The 24585-nt window shown below is 73.4% G+C and carries 22 protein-coding genes; 8 read left to right on the plus strand and 14 right to left on the minus strand.

Annotation, left to right across the window (positions count from 1 at the left end; genetic code table 11):
• The first annotated feature begins 25 nt into the window (after positions 1 to 25).
• Positions 26 to 910 (plus strand): SIS domain-containing protein, encoded by an 885-nt coding sequence (locus tag ACLJPL_RS25735; RefSeq protein WP_411083309.1) that lies wholly within the window; start codon positions 26 to 28, stop codon positions 908 to 910.
• A 44-nt stretch (positions 911 to 954) separates the two neighbouring features.
• On the plus strand, positions 955 to 1824 hold the full coding sequence (locus ACLJPL_RS25740; protein ID WP_411083310.1) for a class II fructose-bisphosphate aldolase: 870 nt from the start codon (positions 955 to 957) through the stop codon (positions 1822 to 1824).
• 8 nt (positions 1825 to 1832) lie between these two features.
• Here the strand turns inward: ACLJPL_RS25740 and ACLJPL_RS25745 are convergent, their stop codons facing one another.
• The 6 genes from ACLJPL_RS25745 to ACLJPL_RS25770 all read right to left on the minus strand — a co-directional run bounded on the left by ACLJPL_RS25745 (position 1833) and on the right by ACLJPL_RS25770 (position 9074).
• Positions 1833 to 3320: an HAD-IA family hydrolase gene (locus tag ACLJPL_RS25745; protein WP_411083311.1), complete on the minus strand. Its 1488-nt coding sequence runs from the start codon at positions 3318 to 3320 to the stop codon at positions 1833 to 1835.
• A gap of 33 nt (positions 3321 to 3353) precedes the next feature.
• On the minus strand, positions 3354 to 4340 hold the full coding sequence (locus ACLJPL_RS25750) for a hydroxyacid dehydrogenase (RefSeq protein ID WP_411083467.1): 987 nt from the start codon (positions 4338 to 4340) through the stop codon (positions 3354 to 3356).
• Positions 4341 to 4381: 41 nt separating this feature from the next.
• On the minus strand, positions 4382 to 5308 hold the full coding sequence (locus ACLJPL_RS25755; protein WP_411083312.1) for a carbohydrate ABC transporter permease: 927 nt from the start codon (positions 5306 to 5308) through the stop codon (positions 4382 to 4384).
• Complete coding sequence (locus ACLJPL_RS25760; RefSeq protein ID WP_411083313.1) at positions 5305 to 6288, minus strand: carbohydrate ABC transporter permease; 984 nt, start codon at positions 6286 to 6288, stop codon at positions 5305 to 5307. Before ACLJPL_RS25760 ends, ACLJPL_RS25755 begins: the two co-directional genes overlap by 4 nt.
• A gap of 112 nt (positions 6289 to 6400) precedes the next feature.
• On the minus strand, positions 6401 to 7708 hold the full coding sequence (locus tag ACLJPL_RS25765) for an ABC transporter substrate-binding protein (RefSeq protein ID WP_411083314.1): 1308 nt from the start codon (positions 7706 to 7708) through the stop codon (positions 6401 to 6403).
• Between the two features lie 262 nt (positions 7709 to 7970).
• Entirely contained in the window at positions 7971 to 9074 is a 1104-nt protein-coding gene (locus ACLJPL_RS25770; protein WP_411083315.1) for a substrate-binding domain-containing protein, read from the minus strand.
• 444 nt (positions 9075 to 9518) lie between these two features.
• Here ACLJPL_RS25770 and ACLJPL_RS25775 point away from each other — a divergent pair, with 444 nt between their 5' ends.
• Both ACLJPL_RS25775 and ACLJPL_RS25780 read left to right on the plus strand, forming a co-directional pair.
• Positions 9519 to 11933, plus strand: a complete 2415-nt coding sequence (locus tag ACLJPL_RS25775) for a polysaccharide lyase 8 family protein (RefSeq protein WP_411083316.1) — start codon at positions 9519 to 9521, stop codon at positions 11931 to 11933.
• An 82-nt stretch (positions 11934 to 12015) separates the two neighbouring features.
• Entirely contained in the window at positions 12016 to 12771 is a 756-nt protein-coding gene (locus ACLJPL_RS25780; protein ID WP_411083317.1) for a transporter substrate-binding domain-containing protein, read from the plus strand.
• On the opposite strand, the gene ACLJPL_RS25785 is transcribed toward ACLJPL_RS25780, so the two are convergent.
• The 5 genes from ACLJPL_RS25785 to ACLJPL_RS25805 form a co-directional block, all read right to left on the minus strand.
• Positions 12756 to 12923, minus strand: coding sequence for a DUF6381 family protein (locus ACLJPL_RS25785; RefSeq protein ID WP_411083318.1), 168 nt, complete (start codon positions 12921 to 12923; stop codon positions 12756 to 12758). The two genes, ACLJPL_RS25780 and ACLJPL_RS25785, sit on opposite strands and share 16 nt — an antisense overlap.
• A 162-nt stretch (positions 12924 to 13085) precedes the next feature.
• Positions 13086 to 14099 carry an iron-containing redox enzyme family protein gene (locus ACLJPL_RS25790; protein ID WP_411083319.1) on the minus strand — a complete coding sequence of 338 codons (1014 nt, stop codon included), beginning with the start codon at positions 14097 to 14099 and terminating at the stop codon, positions 13086 to 13088.
• Positions 14099 to 14545 carry a CDGSH iron-sulfur domain-containing protein gene (locus ACLJPL_RS25795; RefSeq protein WP_411083320.1) on the minus strand — a complete coding sequence of 149 codons (447 nt, stop codon included), beginning with the start codon at positions 14543 to 14545 and terminating at the stop codon, positions 14099 to 14101. Before ACLJPL_RS25795 ends, ACLJPL_RS25790 begins: the two co-directional genes overlap by 1 nt.
• Positions 14529 to 15263 (minus strand): HemK2/MTQ2 family protein methyltransferase, encoded by a 735-nt coding sequence (locus ACLJPL_RS25800; protein WP_411083321.1) that lies wholly within the window; start codon positions 15261 to 15263, stop codon positions 14529 to 14531. Before ACLJPL_RS25800 ends, ACLJPL_RS25795 begins: the two co-directional genes overlap by 17 nt.
• 230 nt (positions 15264 to 15493) lie before the next feature.
• The gene (locus ACLJPL_RS25805) at positions 15494 to 15673 is read right to left on the minus strand and encodes a hypothetical protein (RefSeq protein WP_411083322.1); all 180 of its coding nucleotides are present in this window, start codon (positions 15671 to 15673) and stop codon (positions 15494 to 15496) included.
• Positions 15674 to 16008: 335 nt separating this feature from the next.
• Between ACLJPL_RS25805 and ACLJPL_RS25810 the strand changes: the two genes are divergently transcribed.
• From ACLJPL_RS25810 to ACLJPL_RS25825, 4 genes are read left to right on the plus strand one after another with little or no spacing between them, the layout of a single operon-like run.
• Positions 16009 to 17385 (plus strand): polyprenyl synthetase family protein, encoded by a 1377-nt coding sequence (locus ACLJPL_RS25810; RefSeq protein WP_411083323.1) that lies wholly within the window; start codon positions 16009 to 16011, stop codon positions 17383 to 17385.
• Positions 17382 to 18899 (plus strand): phytoene desaturase, encoded by a 1518-nt coding sequence (locus ACLJPL_RS25815; RefSeq protein ID WP_411083324.1) that lies wholly within the window; start codon positions 17382 to 17384, stop codon positions 18897 to 18899. Before ACLJPL_RS25810 ends, ACLJPL_RS25815 begins: the two co-directional genes overlap by 4 nt.
• Complete coding sequence (locus ACLJPL_RS25820) at positions 18896 to 19930, plus strand: phytoene/squalene synthase family protein (protein ID WP_411083325.1); 1035 nt, start codon at positions 18896 to 18898, stop codon at positions 19928 to 19930. The genes ACLJPL_RS25815 and ACLJPL_RS25820 overlap by 4 nt, the downstream gene beginning before the upstream one ends.
• Before the next feature lie 20 nt (positions 19931 to 19950).
• Positions 19951 to 20979, plus strand: coding sequence for a DUF5914 domain-containing protein (locus tag ACLJPL_RS25825; protein ID WP_411083326.1), 1029 nt, complete (start codon positions 19951 to 19953; stop codon positions 20977 to 20979).
• A gap of 58 nt (positions 20980 to 21037) precedes the next feature.
• Here the strand turns inward: ACLJPL_RS25825 and ACLJPL_RS25830 are convergent, their stop codons facing one another.
• Genes ACLJPL_RS25830 through ACLJPL_RS25840 form a run of 3 tightly spaced genes read right to left on the minus strand, consistent with a single transcriptional unit; the run spans position 21038 to position 24533 of the window.
• Positions 21038 to 22594, minus strand: coding sequence for an FAD-dependent oxidoreductase (locus tag ACLJPL_RS25830; protein WP_411083327.1), 1557 nt, complete (start codon positions 22592 to 22594; stop codon positions 21038 to 21040).
• Complete coding sequence (locus ACLJPL_RS25835; protein ID WP_411083328.1) at positions 22594 to 23307, minus strand: class I SAM-dependent methyltransferase; 714 nt, start codon at positions 23305 to 23307, stop codon at positions 22594 to 22596. The genes ACLJPL_RS25830 and ACLJPL_RS25835 overlap by 1 nt, the downstream gene beginning before the upstream one ends.
• Entirely contained in the window at positions 23304 to 24533 is a 1230-nt protein-coding gene (locus ACLJPL_RS25840; protein ID WP_411083329.1) for an FAD-dependent oxidoreductase, read from the minus strand. Before ACLJPL_RS25840 ends, ACLJPL_RS25835 begins: the two co-directional genes overlap by 4 nt.
• Between the last annotated feature and the right edge of the window lie 52 nt (positions 24534 to 24585).

The raw sequence follows: 24585 nt of genomic DNA on the forward strand, positions 1-24585 counted from the left end.
ATCAGGCGTGGGATGGGGAGAGCACATGACGCATGTGGCACGGGAGCTGGCCAGTCAGCCCGACTGCTGGCAACGGTCGGCGGACCTGGCGTCCGGACTCGCGGGGCGGCTTCCGGCGGCCGGTGAGCGCATCGCCGTCGTCGGCTGCGGCACCTCGTACTTCATGGCCCAGGCGTACGCGGCCCTGCGCGAGGGCAGCGGGCAGGGCGAGACCGACGCCTTCGCCGCCTCGGAGTTCCCCGCCGGCCGCCGCTACGACCGGATCGTGGCCCTGAGCCGCTCCGGCACGACGACCGAGGTGCTCGGCCTGCTCGCGCAGGCCCGAGGCCGCACGCGGCGGACCGTCGTCATCGGAGACCCCGACACCCCCATGGCGGCCATGGCCGACGACACGGTGGTCCTCGACTTCGCGGACGAGAAGTCGGTGGTGCAGACGCGGTTCGCGACCTCGGCGCTGACCCTGCTCCGCGCCCATCTGGGCCTGCACACCGACGCGGTCGTGGAGGACGCCCAGGTCGCGCTGGCCGAGCCGTTGCCGGCAGGTCTGGTGGAGTGCGGCCAGTTCACCTTCCTGGGACAGGGCTGGAGCGTGGGGCTCGCCAACGAGGCGGCGCTCAAGATGCGCGAGGCGGCGCTCGCCTGGACCGAGGCGTATCCGGCGATGGAGTACCGGCACGGTCCGATCAGCATCTCCACGCGTTCCACCGTGACCTGGATGCTCGGCGACGCCCCCGCCGGGCTGTTGGACGAGGTCCACGCGACCGGGGCCCGCTGGGTGGCCGGTGGGCTCGACCCGCTGGCGGAGCTGGTCCGGGTGCAGCGTCTGGCCCTGGCCATCGCGGAGGCCCGCGGCCTCGACCCGGACCGGCCGCGCCACCTGACGCGCTCGGTCATCCTCAGCACCCCCTGACGGGCCCTCACCGTCGTCGTAGGGCCCTCACCCCCGGAGTAGCCATGCCCATCGCCGCCACCGGCGAGCTGATCGCCGAAGCCGCAGCCCGGCGCGGCGCGGTCGCCGCGTTCAACGTCATCACCCTGGAGCACGCGGAAGCGATCGTGGAGGGGGCCGAGGCCGCGCGGGCCCCGGTGATCCTCCAGATCAGCGAGAACGCGGTCAAGTACCACGGCGGCCGGCTGCGGCCCCTGGCCCGCGCCGCCCACGAGACGGCCCGGGCCGCCGCCGTACCGGTCGGGCTCCACCTGGACCACGTCCACTCCCCCGAACTGCTGCACCAGGCGGCGGAATGCGGGTTCGGCTCCGCGATGTTCGACGCCGCCCGGCTGCCGTACAAGGAGAACCTGGCGGCCACCCGCGCCGCCGTCGTATGGGCGCACGGGAACGGTCTCTGGCTGGAGGCCGAACTCGGCCAGGTCGGCGGCAAGAACGGCCGGGCTCCGCTGGACGCCCATGCGCCGGGGGCCCGTACGGACCCGGACGAGGCCCTCGCCTTCGTCGCCGCCACGGGGGTGGACGCGCTGGCCGTGGCGGTCGGCACCTCGCACGCCATGACCTCCCGGGACGCCCGGATCGACCACGACCTGCTGGGCCGGCTCCGTGGAGCCGTGCCGGTGCCGCTGGTGCTGCACGGTTCGTCCGGGGCTTGTGACGAGGAGCTGGCGCGGGCCGTGGCCGGAGGGATCGCCAAGGTCAACATCGGCACCGCCCTGAACATCGCGATGACCGGGGCGATACGGGAGCACCTCGCGCAGGACGAACGGGGCGTCGATCCCCGCGCCTACCTCGCCCGGGGCCGGGACGCGATGGCTCGTACGGTGAGCCGGCTGATCGCGGTCCTGCCCGCGCCTTCCGCGACGGTCCTCTAGGGCCCCGCTCACCCCTGCGGTGGTGCTCCCCATGCGCGGGCGAGTGCCGTGAGGTCGTCCAGCACCCGGCGGCCCGGCGCCGCCGCGATCGGCGTCGCGGAGGGGACGACCACAACCCGGCAGCCCGCCGCTTCGGCCGCCGCCGTGCCGGTGGGGCTGTCCTCGACCACCAGGCAGGCTTCGGGCGGCAGTTGAAGGCGCGCCGCCGCTTCGAGGTAGGGGTCCGGGTGGGGCTTGGAGCGGTTCGTCTCGCCGTCCGCCACCGTCGTACGGAACGCCTCGCCGCCCAGCGTCTTGAGCACCGCGTCCACGACCCGGCGCGGGGAGGCCGACACCAGGGCGGTGGGCACGTTCGCGTCGGCCAGCCGGTCGAGCAGGTCGCGGGCGCCGGGGCGCGGGTGGATGCCTGACTCGACCGCTGCGAGGAACGTGTCCTCCAGGGAGGTCTCCAGGTGTGGACCGCTGACCGGCCGCGGGCACAGGGTCCTGAGGTAGGCCGCCGTGTCCGCGCACGTGCGGCCGAGGACGTGGCCGCCCTCCTCCTCGGTGAGGGTGTGGCCGTGGGCGGCGGCGACCTCGCGGGCCGCTTCCAGCCACAGGGGTTCGGTGTCCACCAGGGTGCCGTCCATGTCGAGCAGCACGGCCCGCGGCAGGGTCGGCACGGCCGCGCCGTCCAGGGTCCAGTGCGAGTCGGGGGTCCGGTCGAGCGCGGCGTACACCTGGGCGGCGACGTCCTCGTGCCGGACCGGGCGGACGGGCCGCGCGCCGGCCGTGACGTCCGGGCCCGCGCAGGCCAGCCACGCCGTGCGTTCGGCCTCGCCGTCCCCGCCGTGGCCGCCCTCGTCCCGGTGCCCGTGATCGGTGACGACCAGGACGGTCCAGGCTTCCTGGTCGTACGAAGGTCGGGCGCGCAGGGCGGCGAGGAGGCGGCCCAGACGGCGGTCGGCCGCCTCGATGGACCGCTCGTACGCGGTGCCGCAGCCCAGGTGGTGGGCGGTCTCGTCGGGGGCCCCGAGGTAGACGAAGGACGCCTCGGGGTCCTCGTGGGCCAGTACGGCGACCGCGTCGCGGACCGTCGCCTCGTCGGCGTCCTCCCACGCCCCCGGGGTGTCGGCGGCCGGCGCGTGGTGGGTGAGCCGGGTGGGGCGCCGGAACATCGGCCCGCCGTCCGCCACCGTGACCAGGGGCTCCCAGGCGGCGGCGACATAGGTGCGGCGGCCGTCCTGGCGGGCCAGGCGGGTGGTGAAGTCCGGGAAGACGCCGAGGCGGTGGCCGCTGAAATCGTTGGACCATACCGCGTGTTTGGTGACGCGCACACCGGTGGCGATCGTGGCCCAGCACGGACCGGACATGGTGGGGGTGGCGTCGTCGACCTCCACGGGGGCCAGGAACCCGGAGCTCGCGACCGTATCGAGATGCGGGGTCGGGACACGGGCGAGGGTGTCGAGGCGTACGCCGTCGATGCCGACGACGAGCACACGGCGGGCGCGGGGCATGGCGGTGTCTCCTGGAGGTGTACGGGTACGGGGTCAGGCTTGCTGGTGCAGGGTGCGGGGGTCCACCGCGTGGGCGAACGGCAGCCCGTGTGCGTACCGTTCGAGTTCGTCGACCGCCGCGTCCGCCAGGCGGTGGAGCTCGCCGCCCTGGGAGCCGGCGATGTGCGGGGTGAGCAGGACGTTCGGCAGGTCGTACAACGGCGAGTCGGCGGGCAGCACTTCGGGCTCGGTGTGGTCCAGGACGGCGTTCAGGCGGCCGGAGACCAGCTCCTTGACCAGTGCGTCGGTGTCGACCAGGGAGCCGCGTGCCGTGTTGACGAGCGTCGCGCCGTCCCTCATGAGGGCGAGCCGTCCGGCGTCGAACAGGTGCCGGGTCTGCGGGAGTTCGGGGGCGTGGATGGTGACCACGTCGCTCCGCCCGGCCAGTGTGTCCAGGTCGGTGCGCTCGACGCCGAGCGCCTGTGCGGTGTCCTCGTCGAGGTAGGGGTCGTGGGCGAGGAGGCGCAGGTCGAAGGGGCGCAGCAGTTCGGCGACGCGGCGGCCGATGCGGGAGGCTCCGACGATCCCCACCGTGCGGCGGTAGTTGCCGATGGCCGGGAACTCGGTGAGGAGGTCGACCCGGGTCCGGGCCTCGCGGTAGACGCGGGCGCTCTCCAGGACGTGCTTGTTGGCGAAGAGGATCGCCGCGACCGTGTACTCCGCGACCGGGAGGGAGTTGGCCGTGGCCGCCGTGGAGACGGTGATGCCCCGGTCCCAGACGTCCTGGGTGATGTGGTGCTTCACGGAACCCGCCGCGTGCACGACCGTACGCAGGCGGGGCATGGCGCTCAGGGCGGCCGCGTCCAGGGGCGGGCAGCCCCAGCCGGTGAAGAGGGCTTCGGCGTCCCGCAGCGCGGCGCGCCGGTCCGGGTCGCCGGCCGCGAAGTCGGTGACGAGCAGGCCGGGTCGCACGTCGGCGATCCGGGCGATGCGGTCCAGGGCTTCCGGGCGGAGGATCGCGTCGCGGGTCTCCGCGCTCATCGCCAGCACGGTACGGGGGCGGCGGGTGGTGGCGGGGCGGCTCACTTGACGGCTCCTGCGGTGAGGCCCGAGCGCCAGAAGCGCTGGAGGCAGAGGAAGGCGATGATCAGCGGGACGACGGCCACCAGGGAGCCGATGATGACCAGCGGGTACAGCTCCGGCTGCTGGTAGACGTTCTGGTTCCACATGAACAGGCCCAGGTTGACGGGGTAGAGCCGCTCGTCGTTGAGCATCATCAGCGCGCCGTAGAAGTTGTTCCAGTTGGCGGTGAAGGAGAACAGGAAGATGGTCACGAAGCCGGGCGCGAGCATCGGCAGGGCGACCTTGGTGAAGGTCCTGAGCTCCCCCGCCCCGTCGACCCGGGCCGCTTCGAGGACCTCGCCCGGTACGTACCCCTCGGAGAAGACGCGGGCCAGGTAGACGCCGAACGGGTTGACGAGGCTGGGGATCAGCACGGCCCAGTAGGTGTCGACGAGGCCGAGCTCCGAGGCCATCAGGTACAGCGGGAGCTGGACGACGGTGGAGGGGATGAGGACGCCGACGAGGACGACGCCGAACAGCTTCTCCTTGCCCCGGAAGGCGTACTTGTCGAAGGCGTAGCCGCAGGCGACGGAGACCAGGGTGGAGAGGGCGGCGGCGACGAGCGTGTAGAGGAGGCTGTTGAGCAGCCAGCGGCCGTACAACCCGTCGTTGTACGTGAACAGGGCGTTCAGGTTGGACAGGAGGTGGAAGTCGCCGAGGCTGAAGGGGTTGGTGGCGAACAGGTCGCGGTAGTTCTTGGTGGCGGCGATGACCAGCCAGGTCAGCGGCATGAGGGTGTAGACGGCGACGACGGCCAGTACGGCGTTGACCGCGACCTTCGAGGTGAGTCCCCGGGTGCGCCGGGGGCGCGGGGGCGGCCGGTGTGCGGTGCCCGTGCGGGGCGCGGGGGCGGGCGGTGCGTCGGGGGTGGCTGTCTGGGTGCTCATGATGCCTTCCACCGGTTGCCGAGCTTGGTGACGACGAAGGACAGCAGGCCGGCGACGAGGGCGAGCAGCAGGGAGCTCGCGGCGGCCAGGCCGTAGTCGTGGCCCTTGAAGGCCGCGGTGTAGATGAACATGGTCGGCGACCAGTCCTCGCCCATGGTGTTGGCACGGAGCTGGACGAGCTTGGGTGCGTCGAAGAGCTGGATGGCTCCGACGCAGGTGAACAGGAGGGTCAGCACGACGGTGGGCCGGATCATGGGGACCTTGACCTGGAGGGCGGTGCGCAGGGCGCCGGCCCCGTCGACGGTCGCGGCCTCCAGGACCTCGCGCGGGACCGCCTGGAGCCCCGCGTAGAAGATGATCATGTTGTAACCGGTCCACTGCCAGGCGGAGATGTTGACGACGGAGTAGATCGCCTCGTCCTGGCCGAAGAAGTTCCAGTTCGCGCCGAGCGTGTCGAGCACTTCGGTGATCGGGCTGAGCCCCGGTGTGTAGAGGTAGAGCCAGATGAGCGAGGCGATCAGGCCCGGCACCGCGTGCGGCAGGAAGTAGGCGATCTGGAAGAAGCGGCGGGCCCGGGCCATGGCCGAGTCGACGAGCAGGGCGAGGACGAGCGCGCCGCCGACCATGGCGGGGATGTAGAGCACGCAGTAGAACGCGATGTTCCCGAACGAGCGGAGGAACGCCTCGTTGCCGAGGGCCTCGGTGAAGTTGCCGAAGCCGGCGAAGACCCGCTCGGTTCCGCCGAAGCCGAGGCCGGAGGACTCCTCGCGGAAGAGGCTCATCCAGGCCGCGTAGAACATCGGCAGGACGGTGACGGCGGTGAACAGGGCGAAGAACGGCGCCATGAACAGGGTCACGGCCCGGCGCTGTCCGCGCCGGGCGCCCGGGCCTCCTCGCCTGTCCGAGCCGGCGGGGCCGTCCGAGGGCGATGCGGCACGGGGTGGAGGGGTCTTGGCCGGCCGGACGAGTGGGGCTGCCACCTGGTGCTCCTTCGGCAGGATGGGCGGGAGGGGAGAAGAGGCGGCCGGGGCGGGGCGGTGGAGTCGTCTGTCTGCCCAACTCCGTTGCGCGCCCCACCGGTCGGGCGCCGGGCTACTTGTCGAGCTTCAGGCCGCGGTCCGTGACCGCTTTCTCGCCCTTGGCCTGCCCGGCGCTCAGCATCTTGGTGTGGTCTCCCCCGGCGGCCATCTGCGCCGAGGTGACCTGCTGCTGGACCGGGCCCCAGGTCCAGCCGGGCACGATGGTGTCGGCGGCCTCGCCCGCGAGCTTGTAGACGTCCTGGTCGCCGAAGTAGGAGCTGTCGAACTCCTTGGCCGCCGCGGCCCGCATGCCCTCGTTGGCGGGCAGCGCGCTGCTGGGGGTCTTGAGGGAGCTGAGGCGTGCCGTCATGGCCTGGGGGTCGGTGGTGACCCACTTGATGAACTCGGCCGCCGCATCGGTGTGCTCGCTGCCCTTGGGCACGATGTAGGAGGTGCCGCCGTACATGCCGGTGCTCGGTGTGCCGTCCCAGGTCGGGAGCGGGGCTATGCCCCACTTGCCCTTGGCGTCGGGGTAGCTGACGGGGAAGTTCCCCGCGCTCCAGGCGGCTCCGATGATGGTGGCGACCTTGCCGGTGGCCCGCTCCTTGGTCTCGCCCTCGCCCCACAGCGGGGTCCTGGAGGCGAGACCGTCCGCGAGGAGGCCGTCCCAGTAGGCGGCGACCTTCCGCGATGCGGGCTCGTCGATGTTCACCTTCCAGGCGTCGCCGCCGGTGCCGTACCACTGGGCGCCGGCCTGCCAGGCGAGTCCGGACAGGAGGGCGGGGTCGCCGCCGCCGAAGTTGGTGATGGTGACGTCCGGGTCGCCCTGCTTGATCTTCTCAGCGGCCTTGCGGTATTCCGCCCAGGTCCTGGGGACCTCGACGTCGTACTTCTTGAAGAGGTCCTTGCGGTAGTAGAGCTGGATGGGCGTCACGTCGAAGGGGACGGCCCAGGTGGAGCCGCCGAGGTTGACCAGGGACTGGACCGCCTCGGGGAACTCCTTCTCGACCAGTTCGCCGGAGCTGTCGGTGAGGTTCTCGAGGTTGCCCTCGCTGGCGTACTCGGGCAGGGCGGAGTAGTCCATGGTCGCGATGTCGGGGGCGTTGCCGCCCTTCACCGCGTTGGAGAGCTTGGTGACGCCCTCGGGGCCCGCAGGGACGAGCGAGAACGTCACCTTGATGTCGGAGTGCGTCTTGTTGAACGCGTCGGCCGTCTCCTTGGCGCCCGCGGTGGCCGACCAGAAGGTGAGCGTGACGGGCTTGCCGTCGCCGGGGTCCGAGGCGTCCGAGCCCGATCCGCCACCGCAGGCGGTGGTGAGCAGGGCCAGTGAGGCGGCGGACGCCGCGAGGGCGAGGCGGGTGGTGCGGGGCGTACAGGACATGGGCCGGCTCCTACGGGACCTCGAACTGCGGGAGATGAGGCGAACGCCACACATCATTTTGCGCGGAACCGATCACCGTCAAGAGCAAACGACCAATTCAATCGAATCGATCACCGCGTGTTGTGCGTGGGGAACTCGTTCCTCGGCGGTCCGGAGCACGCGAAAAGCCGTACCCGCGAGGTCTGTTGACCCGGGGCACGGCCAGCGAAGGGGCTGTTGCGTCGTTGAAGGGGCGTGTCACGTCGGCGGAGGGCGCGGCACGTCAGGAGCGGGCGGCGGCCGCCGCTCCGCACGAGACCCGCACGCGCAGCGCGGGCAGGATGTCGAGATGGCGGCGGGCGAAGGGGGCCTCGTCAGGCACGCCGAGGCGGGCGAGCAGGAGCTTGGCCGCCGCCGCGCCGACCCCGCGCTTGTCCGGCGCCACGGCGGTGAGCGGCAGGTCGGCCAGGCTCGCGACCTCGTCGTCGTACGCGATCACCGCGAGGTCTTCGGGCACCCGCACGCCCCGGGCCTGGAGGCGCGGGATGAGCACGATGGCGTCGGCGTCGCTGTGCACGATGGCGGCGGTGACGTCGCCGCTCGCCACGCCCTCGCACAGGTACTCCAGCGTCCGCTCGAAACGGTCGGTCTCCGAGCGCGACGGCGCGTCCTCCAGGGGGGAGGCGGCGACCGGGCTCAGCCCGAGGGCGGCGACGGCGGCCGCGTAACCGGCCCTGAGCCGGGGGGCGGTGGGGCTCTCCTGCACGGCGAGCGCGATGGACCGGTGGCCGAGCCCGGCCAGGTGCGCGACCGCCTCCGCCGCTCCGTGCGCGTGGTCCGAACGCACCCGGTCCAGGCGGGCCGCCGGGTGCCCGATCGGGGCCCAGCGCTCCACCAGGACGACCGGCGTCTCCTGCTCGCCGGCCCACAGGCCCTCCCCCGGCTCCGGGCGGCCCCGTTCCCAGCTCGGCGTCAGCAGGAGGCCGTCCGCGCCGGTGGACAGCAGGCGGCGGGCCTGGGCCGCGTCCTCGTCGGGGAGGTACCGGGAGAGCCCGATGGTCAGGCGCGCGCCGGCGGCCTCCACCGTCTCCCGGGCGCCGCGCACGACGTCGGCGTAGTAGTACTCGGTCGTCGGCACGACCATCCCCACGACGAGCCCTTCGGCGGGAGGTGCGACGGCCGGGGCCGGCCGGCTCGCGCCGGAGGGCCAGACCACGGCGCCGTGCAGCCGCTCCACCAGCCCCTGGGCCGCCAGCGCCTCGACGTCCCTGCGCAGGGTGACCGCGGACATGCCCAGCTCCTCGGCGAGTTCGGCCACCCGCAGGCTGCCTCGTTCGCGGACGAGCTGGAGCACTCGCTCGTGGCGCTGGTCGACGTGGAGTCGCATGGATTCCCCTGGTCTCTCAATACGGCTGCGGGCTTGTCGGTACGGCTGTGGCCGGGCTGGGACCGTCGCGGCGAGGACCGGTCTCGCGGGGCGGCGCACACCGGTCGCGTGCGCCGATGACGTACGCCGGTTGGGTACGCCGATGACGTACGGCTCCCGCCGGGCTCCGCGCGACAGCCCAATCATATCGATCACCTCCGCTCGAAACGATCCCATGGACACCCTCCGCACCCGCCGCACGCACACAAGCCGTTCCGCCCGGATCACCGCCTTACACCCCCATCAAAGCGATCGACACGATCAATTCGGCCAAAGTTATTGAGCGGATTGCCTGACGGCTGTTAGAAAGTGCCTGCCCGCTCAGAACAGTCGGATCCAGGGATTCGGTCAGCGCCCGGCGCACCGGTTCCGCCGGAAACGAGACCCCCGACCCGGAGCTCACCCATGACTTCTGCCTGGTCCCGCCGCACGTTCCTCGCCACCTCCGCCGTGCTCACCGCCGCTGGCGGCAGCGCGCTCGCCCTGGCCGCGCCGCACGCGGACGCCGCCGACGCCGCCCCGGATCCGTACGCCGCACTGCGCGCCACCTGGAGCGCGCTGATCCTCGGCGAGGGATTCAGCCCGACCGCCGAACCGTTCAAGAGCCGGCTGGCGGCCCTGGGCGTCCAGGCGCGGCAGCTGTCGGACACCATGGCTCCGGCGAACGGGTCGCTGTGGCCGGACGCCGTGTACGCGGATCCCGACCCGGACACCGACCCCGAGTCGTACGGCTTCTCGGGGAAGATGGCCGACAGCTTCATCCGGCTGAACACGATGGCGCAGGCTCACCGACAGCAGGGCACCGGGCTGACCGGGAACACCGGGCTGCGCGACGCGATCGTCACCGGCCTCGACCACCTCAACAGCCAGGTCTACAAGGCCGGCCAGACCCGGTACGGGAACTGGTACAGCTGGCAGATCGGCGCACCGCAGGCCCTGCTGGACGTGTGCGTGCTGATGTACGACGCCCTCACCCCGGCGCAGCTCGGGCGCTACTGCGCCGCCGTCGACCACTTCGTACCGGACTCCGCCGTCGCCTCCTACACGGGCACGAGCACCGGGGCGAACCGGGTCGACCTGTGCCGGGTGCTGGCCCTGCGCGGGGTCGTCGGAGGGACCGCCGCCAAGATCGCCCTGGCCCGGGACGCCCTCTCCCCCGTCTTCCCGCTGGTGACCAAGGGCGACGGCCTCTATGCCGACGGGTCGTTCGTCCAGCACACCACCGTGCCCTACACCGGGAGTTACGGCTCGGTGATGCTGGGCGGGCTCGGGTTGCTGTTCGCGCTGCTCAAGGGGAGTACGTGGGAGGTGACCGACCCCAAGCGGCAGGTGGTGTTCGACGCGGTGGAGAACGCCTGGGCGCCGTTCCTCTACAACGGCCTCGTGATGGACTCCGTGGCGGGCCGCGCGATCAGCCGGGGCGAGATGGACGACCACCGGCGCGGCCATCCCGTCCTGGCGTCCATCGTGCTGCTCGGCCGGGGCGCGTCGGCCGCCGAGAACGCCCGGTGGCGGGCGCTCGTCAAGGGCTGGTCCCGGCGCGACTACTACAGCCCGCCGCTCAACAACCCCTCCCTCGGCCTCACCTCCCTGGCCCGTATCACGTCCGTACTGGACGACACCTCGCTCACCCCGCTCCCCGAACCGGCCGGCCACCGCCTCTTCCCCGACATGGCCCGGGCCACCCACCGGCGGCCGGGCTGGGCCGCCGCCCTGAGCATGGCCGACCGGCGGATCACCTACTACGAGACGGGCAACGGCGAGAACCTGCGCGGCTGGCACACCGGTTCGGGAATGCTCTACTGGTGGGGCGACACCTTCGCCAACGGCCAGTACAGCGACGCCTTCTGGCCGACCGTCGACCCCTACCGGCTGCCCGGCGTGACGGCCTCGCGCAAGCCGCTGGCCGATGGAGCGGGCGGCGACTGGGGCGCGGCGCTCCCCGATGTGAACTGGGTCGGCGGTGTCACCGACAGCAAGCGGGCCGCCGTGGGGCAGTACCTCAAGGGACTGTCCAGCACGCTGTTGGCGAAGAAGTCGTGGTTCTTCCTCGACGACACCGTGGTGTGCCTGGGCGCCGGGATCCGCTGCCAGGACGGTGCGGCGGTGGAGACCACGGTGGACAACCGCAACCTGGGCCCGACCGGGAACGCCCCGTTCATCGTCGACGGCTCGGCGAAGCCCGTCGCCCGCCCGTGGTCGGCGACCCTCACCGGCGCTTCCTGGGCCCACCTGGGCGGGCACGGGGGATACGTGTTCCCCGGCGGGGCGACCGTCAGGGCGCTGCGCGAGAACCGGTCGGGGCGGTGGCGCGACATCAACACCGGGGGTTCCACGGACACGGTGACGCGCGCCTATCTCACCCTCTGGGTCGACCACGGCCAGAACCCGTCAGCGGGCTCGTACGCCTATCAGCTGCTGCCCGGCGCGTCCGAGCAGCGGACCGCGGCCCGGGCCGCCGACCCCGGCTGGCTGCGGGTGCTCGCCAACACCGACGACCAGCAGGGGGTGTCGGTCCCCTCGCTCGGGCTGACCGCCGTCAACTTCTGGTTCGGCGGCAGCGTCGGGCCGCTCGTCGCGGACGCCCCCTGCTCCGTCATGGTCACCGAGCATCCGGACGGCACGGCCACCGTCTGCGTCAGCGACCCCATGCGGACGCGGACGAGCCTGACCCTCACCTGGAACAGGGCCGTCTCCTCCGTCGTGTCGAAGCCGCCGACCGTGACGTCGGCGGCCACCGGAGCGTCCCTGCGCCTCGTGTTCGGCGATCTGTCCGGTACGCGCGGGGCGACGCAGACCGTGAAGGTGCGGCTGACGTGACGCGGAGCCGCAGAACCGCGGAGTCGCGGGCGGGGATCCCGGCCCCGTCGTCGCCCGGCACGCGGCTCGTAGACTCGCCCGCATGACCCAGCAGCAGATAGCTCCGGCCCTCGTTCCCGCGTTCGCGCCCACCGGCACACTGCGCGCGTCCATCAACCTCGGCAACCCGGTCCTGGCCAACCGGGACCCGGTGGGCGGCGACCCGGTCGGCGTGTCGGTCGACCTCGCGCACGCGTTCGGCCGGCGGCTCGGGGTGCCCGTCGAGCTCGTGGTGTTCGAGAAGGCGGCCGCGTCGGTGGACGCGGTGCGGACGGAGAAGGCGGACATCGGTTTCTTCGCCGTCGACCCCGCGCGGAGCGAGGGACTGCGGTTCACCACGCCCTATGTGCTGATCGAGGGCAGTTATCTGGTGCCGGATTCGTCGGAGCTGGCCGACAACGGGCAGGTGGACCGCGAGGGGATCCGCATCTCGGTGGGTTCGGGCAGCGCCTACGACCTCTTCCTCACCCGCGCGATCGAACACGCCGAGATCGTCCGGCTGCACGGGGCCGCCCCCGCGCTCGCCGCCGCACGGTCGCGGGAGGTCGAAGTGGCGGCGGGCATCCGCCAGTTGCTGGAGGCCGAGGCCCGGCGCGCTCCCGGGGTACGCGTGCTGCCGGGGCGTTTCATGGTGATCCAGCAGGCGATGGGGATCCCGGACGTCAGGGGGGCGGCGGCTCAGGACGTGCTGGGGTCCTTCGTGGAGGAGATGAAGGCGGACGGCTTCGTCTCGGACGCGCTGGAGCGTCACGGCGTCGACGGCGCCGTCGTGGCGCCCGCCGCTCAACTCCCTTCCTGAACCTCCGATTCCTCGCCCAGCAGGCGCCGGGACTTCTCCCGCAGGCGCTGCCGGTGCTCGGGATCGGTCGCACGGTCGGCGGCCCGGCCCAGCTCCTCGGCGCGTTCGCGGGTGCGGCGGGCTCGTTCCACCGGGGTGTCGGGCAGGTTCATGGGGGTGTCCTCCGTCGTGGTCCCTCGGCCGGCGACAGACGTCGCGTGCGCGACCGGAGCCCCAGCGTCACCGGAGTGCGGATTGATCGCATTTCGTGCGGTTACGTACGGTGACGCCCGCCGGGCCGGAAGACCGCGGCGGGCGCCTCACGTCCTGGCCGGTCAGTCCAGCGGAGCGCGCAGGGCCGTGGAATCGCTGCGCCAGGCGGCGAGCAGCCGGGCGGCGAGACGGTCCTCCACCAGCCCGGTTGCCTCGATCCCGAAGGCGACGTCGGATGCGAGGTGCGGCTCGTCGGCGAGCAGTCCGCCGATGACGTCGCGGCGCACCACCTGTTCGTGCACGGCGTCGGCTTCCACGTGTTCGTCGTAGAACCGCTGGGCGGCCTCTCCCGCACCGACGCGTTTCAGCGCTGCGGCGAGCCGGCGCGAGCCGGGCGACGAGGTGACCTCGACGGCGGCGAAGTGCCCGACGAGAGCGCCCCTGAGGGAGCGGTGGAGGCCGAACAGGGACATCAGGTTGACGGTCGCGAGCACGTCGGCGGGCGCCACGTCGAGGTAGTGCCCGTACGCCGTCTCCAGGGACAGGTCCGTCATCAGGTCGGCGTACAGGCGGGCGTGGACGTCCGCTTCCCGGCCGCCGCCGAACTCGTCGAACTCGACCGCCACCATCGCGGCCTTGGCCCGTCCGTACAGCCGGGGGATCACCCAGGCGTGCGGGTCGGCTTCCTTGAGGTGGTAGAGCGAGCGCAGCGCGGCGTACTCGCGCAGTTGCCACAGCTCGCCGTCCTTCCGCAGGAAGTGGCTGACGCTGTTGCCGTCATCGCCGACAGGCTCGACCAGCAAGCCGGCCAGCACCGTGTCCACGTCCCCTTCCGTGCGCGCTCCGGCGCGTAGGGCCTCCAGGAAGGGCCGCTCCAGGGAGCGCCGCAGGCCGAGCAGCGCCGGGTCCCACTCGCACTCCTCGTCCACGTCCGCGAAGCCCTGGTAGTGCAGTTCGTACAGGACGTAGAGGGCGAGTTGGAGGTCGTCGCCGAAGGGGTCGGCGGCCGTGGTGTCCAGGTCCGCGATCGGGTGGTCCGGGCCGGTGCGCAGGGCGGTGACCACCTCGCTCGACAGCGGTCCGCGCGGGACCGGCAGCGGGGGGCTCCGTCGCCTCGGCTCACGGTAGGCGGACATCAGGCGGCTCCATCGGTCTCGTGGCGCTTCTCGGTCTCATCGGGCTTCTCGGTCACGTCGCGCTTCTCGGTCTCGTCGGGCTTCCCGGACGCGTCGCGCTTCTCAGTCATGGCGCGCTTGCCAGCCGCGTACGGCCTCCCGGCCTTATCCGGCCTCTCGGTCTCCTCCGGCCTCTCGGGCCGGTCCGTCGCCCGGGTCCCGTCCGGCCGGTCGTCCTCGCCGGCCGTGGGATCCGGTCCGGACCTGACCCGGCGGCGGTGGCTGGTGTCGCACCACGGGTACGTACGCGTCTTGCGGCAGGTGCAGATGGCCGCCGCGAAACGGCGCGAGGTGTAGCGGGTGCCGTCGTCGCCGACCACCTCGACCGGCCCCTCCACCAGGAGCGGCCCCTCGGCCCCCAGTGTGACGCGGGTGGCGGGGCGGGCCCGGTCAGAGCTGCTCGGCACGGACGACCACCAGCTTCTCCTCATCGGCCCGCTCGTCCAGCAGGCCCCGGCCGCGCAGCCAGGAGAGCCGGGAGAGCAGGACGGGCCCGAACGGCACGCTTGCCGTATCGCTCACCTCGGCCCGCAGCCCGCCCCGGGTCAGGCGCCGCAGGGTCGCCTCCGTACCGCTGAGGTCGGAGTGGACCATGAGCAGGACGCCCCCCGGGCGCAGGAGGTAGGGGGCGGCGTCGCAGATGCGGTCCACCACCGCCCGCCCGTCGTGGCCCGCGTCCCAGGCCCGGCTGCTTCCGCGCCGGGGAGGCCGGCCGAGGGGCGAGGGCACGTAGGGCGGGTTGCTGAGCACCAGGTCGTACGTCCGTCCCGGCACCGGGTCCGCCAGGTCGCCCCGGTGCACGGTCACCCGTTGCCGGGCGAGCAGCGCGTTCAGGCGGGCGGTGAGAACGGCCCTGCGGGCGACGTCGACGGCGGTCACCCGCGCTCCACGGCGGGCGGCCGCCACCGCGAGCAGTCCGCTGCCGGTGCCCAGGTCGATGACCTCGGAGCCGGGGGCGACGGTCTCGCGGGCCAGGGCCCTGAGCAGCAGGTGCGTGTCGTGCTGCGGTGCGTAGACACCGGGAAGGGTGCGGACGCCTCGCCTCTGGGACGTGGTCAACGTGGGCACGGCAGCAGCGGACACGGTTGCCTCCTGCACGCGGAAAGCGCGTGAATCGTAGGTCATGCCACCCGTCAAGGCTCCGCTCGTTCCGTCCGGCGCGCCAATCGTGAGCTTGCACAGCGTGACCCGGCCGGTCCGGCCGGGGCGACGTAACAGGTGCCCCTCAAGGTCCCCTCCACACCTGCCGCATCCCTGGGGCCGACGCGGCCGGACAGCGCAGGTCACGCGCCCGCGAGCCGTGGCCCCCTACGTCGTGCGTAGGGGGCCACGGCTCGCGGGCCATGCCTTGGGCGTCAACGCCTGCGCGACGCACCCGTGCGCAGACCGGAACCGACCCCTGCGACGTGCAGGGCGAGCAGGGTCAGACCGAGGAGCATGACATTCGTCGAGGCGAACACGTCGTTCGTCGAGATGTCCGCCGCGTTGATCAGGAAGGCGATGAAGAACAGGACTGCCGCGGCTATACCGAGCATGGTTTATTTCCCTTCCTAGTGTGGTGAGAGCCGTGTGCCCATGAATCACGGAGTTAGACGGCCGAGTTGGTCCGTACCTCGACGCTGAACCCCCGCCGCACGGTCCGCCTCCCTGTTTTCGTAGGCCGAACGGGCGGGGTGGCGCTTGTCGGGGCGGGCCGCCGGGTGTTTCTCCGCCGGGAGGGTGCGGCTGTCGTGATCGTCTCGGACCACCGCTCCCCGCCCCCTGTGTTCCCGCGCCCGGTCACTGGTTCTGAGCAAGCGCATCCGAACGGGGTACGAGGCGGGAAGGGAAGGCGAGTCGTTCGTCAGCACCATGACCGGAAGGACGTGAGGTGGCCCGTATCCAGGCCGTGGAGCACTCCTTCGCCGAAAGCCCGCCCCCGGCGGGCTCCGGCCCTTCGATCAGGGGGTCCGAGGCGGCCGAGGGGATCCGGCACGATCCGTCATCGGAAGAGGCCGGGACGGCTGCCCGGGCAGTTCAGGAAGCCGGGACGGCTGCCCGGACGGCGGAGGAAGCCGAGAAGGCCCGGTCCGTGGACGCGGACGTGATCGGCGCCGTGCTGCGTACCGCGCGGGCGGTCCTCACGGAACGGGTCGCCGAGGCGTCGGAGATCGACGCTTCCTTCGCCGGGGAGCTGGCCGGACGGGTCCGCGACTTCACCCTCGACGGCGGCAAGCGCATGCGTCCCCGGCTCCTGTGGTGGGGGATGCGCGCCTGCGGTGCGCCGGACGCCGGGGCCACCGCGGCCGCGCTGCGGCTGGGGGTCGCGCTGGAACTCATCCAGACCTGCGCGCTGATCCACGACGATGTGATGGACCGCTCGCGGCTGCGCCGGGGCCGGCCGGCCGTGCACGTCCAGCTCGCCGGCCGGGCGGGACTCCCGCCGGAATCGGAGCGGGGTTCCGCCTTCGGCGCGTCGGCCGCCGTGCTGGCCGGGGATCTCGCGCTGGTGTGGGCCGACGACACCGTGGCGGAGACCGCGCTGTCCGCGCATGTACGACGGCGGGTCGGGGCCGTATGGCGCTCCATGAGGACCGAGATGGTCGCCGGGCAGTATCTCGATCTGCACGGCCAGGCCACCGGAGGCGGTTCGGCGGCGCGGGCGATACGGACCGCGTGTCTCAAGAGCGCCCTGTACTCGGTCGAGCGGCCTCTCGCGATCGGGGCAGCTCTCGCCGGCGCCGATGAGCGCACCACGGCCGCGCTGCGCTCGGCCGGCCGGTATGCGGGCATCGCCTTCCAGTTGCGGGACGACCTGCTCGGGGTCTTCGGCGACCCGGAACGGACCGGGAAGCCGTCCGGCGACGACATCCGCGAGGGCAAGCCGACCTATCTCCTCGCCGTGGCGCGGGCGCGGGCCGAAGCGGCGGGCGACGAGGGGGCGCTGACGGCCCTCGACCGCGCCGTGGGGAACGCCCGGCTGACCGAGCGGGACCTCGCGGACGTACGCGACGTCTTCGAGTTCACCGGCGCGCGTGCGCTGGTGGAGCGCGAGGCGGAGCGCCTGGGCGACCACGCCGTGCGGCGGCTGGGCGAGGCCGTCGACGTCGACGCGCACGGCGGCCGCCAGTTGCTCGGCCTGCTGCGCGCGGTGGCCGAGGACCGGTCCGGCGGCGCCCAGGCCGCCACCGTCGAAACGCTCGAACACGGCAGGCGGGCGGTCGCGGCCCGGGTCCTGGCCGCGACCGAAGGAGGAAACAGCCGGTGATCACGGTCAAGGGACCCGTCGACCATGTGGTGGTGGTCGGCGCGGGTCTGGCGGGGCTGGCCGCGACGCTCCATCTCCTCGGCGCGGGCCGCCGGGTCACGGTGGTGGAGCGGGACTCGGCGCCCGGGGGGCGCGCCGGGCTGCTGGAGTCGGGCGGCTACCGCATCGACACGGGCCCGACCGTGCTGACCATGCCGGACCTGGTGGAGGAGGCGTTCGCCGCGGTCGGGGACCGGCTGGCCGACCGGCTGGAGCTGATCCCGCTGGACCCGGCGTACCGGGCCCGGTTCGCCGATGGGACCCAGCTCGACGTGCACACGGACGGGGCCGCGATGGAGGCCGCGGTCGAGCAGTTCGCGGGGGCCCGGCAGGCGGTCGGCTACCGGCGGCTGCGGATCTGGCTGGAGCGGCTCTACCGGGTGCAGATGCGCCGGTTCATCGACGCCAACTTCGACTCGCCGCTCCAGCTCGCCCACCCCGACCTCGTACGGCTCGCCGCGCTCGGCGGTTTCGGCCGGCTCGACGCGCGGATCGGGCGCTTCGTGTCGGACGAGCGGCTGCGCCGGGTCTTCTCGTTCCAGGCGCTCTACGCGGGCGTCCCGCCGGCCCGGGCGCTCGCCGCGTACGCCGTCATCGCCTACATGGACACGGTGGCCGGGGTGTACTTCCCCAAGGGCGGCATGCACGCGCTGCCCCGCGCGATGGCGGACGCGGCGGCGGAGGCCGGGGCCGGCTTCCGGTACGGGCAGACCGTGACCCGGCTGGAGCGTTCGGGTGAACGCGTCACCGCCGTCGTCACCGACCAGGAGCGCATCCCCTGCGACGCGGTGGTCCTCACCCCCGATCTGCCCGTCGCCTACCGGCTGCTCGGCCGCAGCCCCCACCGGCCCCTGCCCCTGCGGCACTCGCCGTCCGCGGTGATCCTGCACGCGGGCACGAACCGCACCTGGCCGGATCTGGCGCACCACACCATCTCGTTCGGCGCGGCCTGGAAGAGCACGTTCCGCGAACTGACCCGCACCGGGGACCTGATGTCGGACCCCTCGCTCCTCATCACCCGCCCCACCGCGACCGACCCCTCCCTGGCCCCGCCGGGCAAGCACCTCCACTACGTGCTGGCGCCCTGCCCCAACACCGAGGTCGGGCCCGGCGTACGGGAGTGGCGGGAGCTGGGGCCCCGTTACCGGGACGAGCTCCTGGCCGAGCTGGAGCGCCGCGAGATGCCCGGCCTCGGCGCGGCGATCGAGGAGGAGGGGCTGGTCACGCCGGTCGACTGGACCGCGCAGGGGCATGCGGCGGGCACACCGTTCTCGGCGGCCCACACCTTCCCGCAGACCGGGCCGTTCCGGCCGCGCAACCTGGTGCGCGGCACGGTCAACGCCGTGCTCGCGGGTTGCGGCACCACGCCCGGCGTCGGCGTGCCGACCGTCCTGATCTCCGGAAAGCTGGCGGCTCAGAGGATCACCGGCCCCCGCACCGTCCCCCGTCCCGTCTGGAGAGGCGCCTCCGTATGACCGTCCGTGAACTCGACGCCGCAGGCATCCACGATCCCGCCCTCCGGGCCGCGTACACCCGTTGCCGCACGCTCAACGCGCGGCACGGCAAGACGTACTTCCTCGCGACCCGGCTGCTGCCCGTCGACCGGCGGCCGGCCGTCCACGCCCTGTACGGCTTCGCCCGCTTCGCCGACGACATCGTGGACGACCTGGACAGCTCGGCCACCGCCGGGGAGCGCGCCCGCGCCCTGCTGGACCTGGAGGCGCAGTTGGAGGCGGGGCTGCGGCGGGGCCGGGCCGCCGAGCCGGTGATCCGCGCGCTCGTCGACACCGCGCGGCGGTACGGCATCGAGCACCGGCACTTCACCGACTTCCTGGCCTCCATGCGCAGCGATCTGACGGTCGGCGGGTACGCGTCGTACGAGGAACTCGGCCGGTACATGCACGGGTCGGCGGCCGTCATCGGCCTCCAGATGCTGCCGGTGCTCGGGACCGTGCGGCCGCGCGAGGAGGCCGCACCGCACGCGGCGGCGCTCGGGGTGGCCTTCCAGCTGACCAACTTCCTGCGGGACGTGGGCGAGGACCTGGACCGGGGCCGGCTCTATCTGCCGGCCGAGCTGCTGGCCGCGTACGGGGTGGACCGGGAGCGTTTCGAGTGGAGCCGGAGCACGGGCGCGCGGGACGCCCGGATCACCGACGTCCTGCGGGCGGCCGCGGCCCACAACCGGGCGGTCTACCGGGACGCCCTGCCCGGGGTCGCGATGCTCGCCCCGGTGTCGCGGCCCTGCATCCGTACGGCGTTCGTGCTGTACAGCGGCATCCTCGACGCGATCGAGGCGGACGGGTACGCGGTCCTGCACCGCCGGTCGGTCGTCCCGCGCCGGCGGCGGGCGGTGGTGGCGCTGGACGGGCTGGTACGGGCGGTCGCTGTACGCACGGTGGGCCGGCGTGGCGAGGAGGCGCCGGTCACGGGGCCCTCCTGCGCCTCCCCGTCGTCCCGGCCGCGCGTGGCCGGGACGACCCCGGCCGTACGGGAGGAGGCGGTATGAACCCCGCGGCAGGAAACGGTATGAGTTCCGCGGCAGGACGTCCCCGGCCCGGCCGTGTTCCGTTGCGGCTGCGGCGCGCGCCCGTCCCGTGGGAGCGGCAGGAGCCCACCTGGCGCGAGGCGAAGCCCGGGCTGATCGCGGACGCCCTCAAGCGGGCGCAGAGCCGGCCGTCCGGCAACTGGTACGTCATCGGCGCCTCCCGCGACCTGCCGCCCGGGCGGACCCTCGGGATCACGGTCGGCTCCACCGAAGTGGTCGCCTGGCGGGACGGCGAGGGCAGGCTCCGCACCGGCCCGGGCGCGTGCCCGCACCTGGGCGCGCCGCTGCGCGACAGCCCCGTCCGGTGCGGCACGCTGGTCTGCCACTGGCACGGACTGGCCCTGGACGGGGGGCCGTTCGCCGGCTGGGAGCCGTATCCGGCCTTCGACGACGGGGTCCTTCTCTGGGTGCGTCTCGACCGGGTGGGCGGTGAGACCCCTTCGGAGCGGCCGTACGTTCCGGTCCGGCCGAGGGTGCGGGACGCGGTGGAGGCGGTCTACGCGGGGGTGGGGCGCTGCGAGCCGGAGGACGTGGTGGCCAACCGCCTCGACCCGTGGCACGGGGCGTGGTTCCACCCGTACTCCTTCGTGGACCTGACGGTGACCGGAACGCCCGCCGATGCGTCGGGGGACGGCCCGGCGGACGACGACGGGTTCGTGGTCGACGTGTCCTTCAAGGTGGCGGGCCGTCTGGTGGTGCCGGTCCGGGCCCGGTTCACGGCCCCCGAACCCCGTACGGTCGTCATGCACATCGTCGAGGGCGAGGGCGCGGGGTCCGTGGTGGAGACGCACGCCACTCCCCTGGCCCCGGACGAGCGGGGCAGGCCGCGCACCGCCGTGACGGAAGCGCTGGTCGCGGCGTCGGGCCGGCGGGGATTCGCGGTGGCCCGGGCGGCCGCGCCGCTGCTGCGCCCCCTGATGCGCGCCTCGGCGGGCCGGTTGTGGCGGGACGACCTGGCGTACGCGGAGAGGCGCTGGGAGCTGCGGGACAGCGGGCGGTTCCCGGGCTGACCCCGGTGGCCCGGGGCCGGTCCCGGCAGGCCGGGGGCTGGTCCCGGCAGCCCCTCCGTCAGTCGGCCCCCAGGGCCGCGAGCCGGCGCAGCGCCGCCGAGCGGCCCGTGCGCGGCACGGTCCAGAGCGTCTGCCCGCGTACGCCCCACCGCTCCAACAGGGCGTTCGCGGCGAGGAATCCGCTGGTGGCCGCGCGTTCCATCAGCGCCACCGGCAGTCCGGTGCGCACCATGTCCCCGGCCACCATGACGGCGGGATCAGGACCGCGTACGCCGGGCCGGTCCCGGTAGCCGCCCACCGGGAACATCGGGCAGTCCGCCCGCCATTCGTGGCGCTCGTCGACGATGCGGGCACTTCGCGTCTCGGGGTAGACGCGGTGCAACTGCCGCAGGGCCTCGGCCTGGACGGCGGCCCGGTCGGCGTCGGGCGCGACCGCGTACGCGTGCAGTTCGACGACCGAGCCCTTGGTGCGCCGGGCCCAACGGGCGGCTTCGCCCTCCCAGCGGTCCAGGACGCTCACGTTGTCCAGCGGCCCGTAGCCGCTGGTGCCCAGGAAGCCCGGCCGGTCGTACGCCACCGGCCGGTCGAGCCAGAGCCGCGAGACCAGGAACGGCGGCGCGGTGCGGAGGCGGTCGATCCTGGACCGCCAGTCGGCGTCGCCCAGCTCCGGGGAGGCTCCGACGACCCGGCGCAGGCCGCCGCCGTCCAGCGCGAGGACGAGTGCGTCGTACCGCGTGGTTCGCTCGTCGGTGGTGACGTCGAGCCCGCCGTCCGGCAGGGGGCGCACCTGCCGTACCGGGGCCTGCGTCCGTACGTCGACGCCGTGGCCCTCCAGGTAGTGGCGAAGCGGGTCCCACAGGGCGGTGGGGAACGGCTCGTCGGGGACGTCGAAGAGCAGGCCCTCGCTGGAGCCGAGGAAGTAGATGTGGAACATCAGCACCAGTTCCGCCGCCGACAGTTCACGCGGGTCGGCGAAGAAGCTGCGGGAGAACACCTCGAACGCCAGGTGGTGGGCGGCCTCGGGGAAGCGGATACGGGTGAGGAAGTCATGGGCGCTGACGCCGTCGAGCCGGTCGTAGACCTCGGGAACCCGTACGTCCAGCAGCGGCAGCGCGCCTCGGGGGTTCATCCGGGCCAGGTCGCGCAGGCCGAAGGTGGGGCTGAGGGCGACGAACCCCATGGCGCTGAGGGGCGGGGTGCGCGGCACCCGGGCGAAGCTGTCGTGGAGGCCGGAGCTGTGCCGCAGGGGGTAGTCGGGCAGCCGGGTCAGCGAGTCGAGGCCCGGGTCGACCCGGCGCAGCAGGCCGCGCAGGTTGTAGTACTGCCGGAAGAAGGCGTGAAAGCCTCGGCTCATGGTGACGGTCGTTCCGTCCGCGAGCTCGGTGGGCCAGCCCGACAGCCGTCCGCCCAGACCCGTTTCGCGTTCGTAGAGGGTGACGCGCACACCGCGCTCCGCCAGGAGGGTGGCCGCCGCGAGCCCGGCGATGCCGCCGCCGACGACCGCCGTGGTGGGGGCCTGCCCGGTGAACCGGGCGCGGCCGTCCGGGGCCTTCACCACGGCGGCCCGCCGGTCGCGACCGCGCCGGTGGCCTGTTCCGGTGTCGCGGGGGAACATCAGGACCGCTCCCCCGCGCCGACGAACGTATGGGTGATCCCGGTCTGCCAGCCGGGCAGCGGGAGGACGCGTACGCGGGAGAATCCGGCCCGGCGCAGACGGGCGGCGAACGCGGGGGCCGTGTCGAACTCGATGACGCTGCGCCGGAGATGGCGGTAGAGCTCCGCGTCCCCGGCGAGGCGTCCGGCGGGCTGGATGATCGCGGCGCAGACCGCGTTCCACGCGGCGCGGTGGAGGGGGGATCCGCTGAGCGTGTACTCGTGCACCGCGAGGCGGCCGCCCGGGGCGAGCAGTCCGCGTACCAGGTCGAGCGCCTTGTCGGGGTCGGTGAGGTTGCGGAAGAGGTAGCCGGCGAACACGGCGTCGAAGGAGCCGGGCTCCAGCCGCCCGGCCAGGTCCTCGGCCGGGGCGTGCACGAAGTCGACGCGGCCGGGCCACTCCTTGGCCGCCGCGCGGTCCAGCATGCCGGCGGAGGCGTCGACTCCGGTGATCCGGGCGTGCGGGGCGGCGGCGAGGAGGGCCGCGGTGGAGGCGCCCGTACCGCATCCCAGGTCGAGCACGCGCGACCCGCGTCCGCCGTCCGGCAGTCCGAGGCGGCGGGCGGAGCGGCGGAGGTCGGCGTGGTAGCCGGGGCTGGCCGCGACCAGGCGGTCGTAGGCGGCGGAGCCCTGGTCGAAGGCCGCGGACAGGGCGTCGTCGCGCAACAGGGTCATGGGGTGCTCTCTTCGTGGCCGGTCGGTGGGGGCGGGGAGGGGGGCGGCGGTTCGCGCCGTGGTCTGAAGGGCAGTTCGGCGACGGTCCGCAGCATCGGGACGACCGGGGTCCGCAGACCGATCAGCAGGTCCTCGTGGATCCGCGAGCCGCCGTCGAGGAAGCGGAGCAGCCGGTCGCCGGGGACGCCGCGGAAGAGGCGGGTGAAGAAGTCGGCGCCGTCGACCCTGCCGCTGTCCAGCGCCCGCAGCATGACCGCGTCCATCGCGCGGGGCCGTGCCCCGTACGGCGTGGGCATGCGCAATCCGCGCCCGGCGCGGAGCCGGCCGGCGACGGCCCGGCTCTGGCGTTGCACGGCGGCGAAGGTGTATCCGGTGGAGGGGCGGGTCGCGCCTCCGGCGGTGCCGATGCGGTACACCGACCGCCCGACGCGGCGCGGGAAGCGGCCGTCCGTCATGGGGATGACGCCGTGTTCCTGTGCCGTGATCCGGAACTCCCCCAGTTTCAGGACCTCTTGGGTGTAGTGGTGCAGGGCGCGCCGGTAGCCCTCGGTGTCCAGGGGGGTGGGTGAGAACTCGGTGTACTCGACCAGGGCGGTGTGCGGGTCGAGGGGGAGGACGTAGCCGAAGGAGAGTCCTCGCGGGGGCTGCGGCGTACGGAAGTCCATCAGGTCCGCAGTGGTCGGGGCGAAGGCGGGTCGCTCGGTGTGGACGAACCAGCCCGTGAAGTGCTGGAGCAGGGTGGTGCGGGCGGGCGGCAGGCGGTGGGGCGGGCGCGAGTCGAAAACCCGGCGGCCGCGTACGAGGACGCGCTCGCCCCGCGTGTCATGGGCGAGGACTTCGCCGCCGCCGTCCGGTGCGTCGCGTACGTCGGTCACGGTCGCCTCGACGCGGCGGAACGCCGGTGCTCCGGTCAGCCGGCGGTCGACCAGGGCTTCGAAGGCGTCCGACCGCAGCATCTTGTAGCGGAAGGGCGAGGGGCGGGTCACCGTGGGCGCGCCGTCCGCCGCCCGCACCCGCAGGAGGGGCCAGGAGGCGGCCAGCGCCGCGTCGTACGCGCCGCCCGGCGGCTCCCAGAAGCACCATGTCCGCGGGGGCGTCCTCAGGGGTCCCGGCGGGGCGTCGACGAGGACGACCGACAGCGGTACGCCGCCGGGCGCGCACAGGTGGTACGCCAGGCTCAGCCCGGCCGCTCCCGCGCCCACGATGACGACGTCGGGGTCAGGCACGGCTTCCCTCTCGGCTGGACGGGCGGGGGCTTCCGGTCGGACGGTCGCCGGT

Origin of the sequence: Streptomyces sp. cmx-18-6 (assembly GCF_046548915.1) — a bacterium.
Classification (GTDB): Bacteria; Actinomycetota; Actinomycetes; order Streptomycetales; family Streptomycetaceae; genus Streptomyces.

Excerpts from the sequence above, each read along its gene's own strand:
- ACLJPL_RS25735 (WP_411083309.1), top strand. The coding sequence starts at position 26 with ATGACGCATGTGGCACGGGAGCTGGCCAGTCAGCCCGACTGCTGGCAA.
- ACLJPL_RS25740 (WP_411083310.1), top strand. The coding sequence starts at position 955 with ATGCCCATCGCCGCCACCGGCGAGCTGATCGCCGAAGCCGCAGCCCGG.
- ACLJPL_RS25745 (WP_411083311.1), bottom strand. The coding sequence starts at position 3,320 with ATGCCCCGCGCCCGCCGTGTGCTCGTCGTCGGCATCGACGGCGTACGC.
- ACLJPL_RS25750 (WP_411083467.1), bottom strand. The coding sequence starts at position 4,340 with ATGAGCGCGGAGACCCGCGACGCGATCCTCCGCCCGGAAGCCCTGGAC.
- ACLJPL_RS25755 (WP_411083312.1), bottom strand. The coding sequence starts at position 5,308 with ATGAGCACCCAGACAGCCACCCCCGACGCACCGCCCGCCCCCGCGCCC.
- ACLJPL_RS25765 (WP_411083314.1), bottom strand. The coding sequence starts at position 7,708 with ATGTCCTGTACGCCCCGCACCACCCGCCTCGCCCTCGCGGCGTCCGCC.
- ACLJPL_RS25770 (WP_411083315.1), bottom strand. The coding sequence starts at position 9,074 with ATGCGACTCCACGTCGACCAGCGCCACGAGCGAGTGCTCCAGCTCGTC.
- ACLJPL_RS25775 (WP_411083316.1), top strand. The coding sequence starts at position 9,519 with ATGACTTCTGCCTGGTCCCGCCGCACGTTCCTCGCCACCTCCGCCGTG.
- ACLJPL_RS25780 (WP_411083317.1), top strand. The coding sequence starts at position 12,016 with ATGACCCAGCAGCAGATAGCTCCGGCCCTCGTTCCCGCGTTCGCGCCC.
- ACLJPL_RS25785 (WP_411083318.1), bottom strand. The coding sequence starts at position 12,923 with ATGAACCTGCCCGACACCCCGGTGGAACGAGCCCGCCGCACCCGCGAA.
- ACLJPL_RS25790 (WP_411083319.1), bottom strand. The coding sequence starts at position 14,099 with ATGTCCGCCTACCGTGAGCCGAGGCGACGGAGCCCCCCGCTGCCGGTC.
- ACLJPL_RS25800 (WP_411083321.1), bottom strand. The coding sequence starts at position 15,263 with ATGACCTACGATTCACGCGCTTTCCGCGTGCAGGAGGCAACCGTGTCC.
- ACLJPL_RS25805 (WP_411083322.1), bottom strand. The coding sequence starts at position 15,673 with ATGCTCGGTATAGCCGCGGCAGTCCTGTTCTTCATCGCCTTCCTGATC.
- ACLJPL_RS25820 (WP_411083325.1), top strand. The coding sequence starts at position 18,896 with ATGACCGTCCGTGAACTCGACGCCGCAGGCATCCACGATCCCGCCCTC.
- ACLJPL_RS25825 (WP_411083326.1), top strand. The coding sequence starts at position 19,951 with ATGAGTTCCGCGGCAGGACGTCCCCGGCCCGGCCGTGTTCCGTTGCGG.
- ACLJPL_RS25830 (WP_411083327.1), bottom strand. The coding sequence starts at position 22,594 with ATGTTCCCCCGCGACACCGGAACAGGCCACCGGCGCGGTCGCGACCGG.
- ACLJPL_RS25835 (WP_411083328.1), bottom strand. The coding sequence starts at position 23,307 with ATGACCCTGTTGCGCGACGACGCCCTGTCCGCGGCCTTCGACCAGGGC.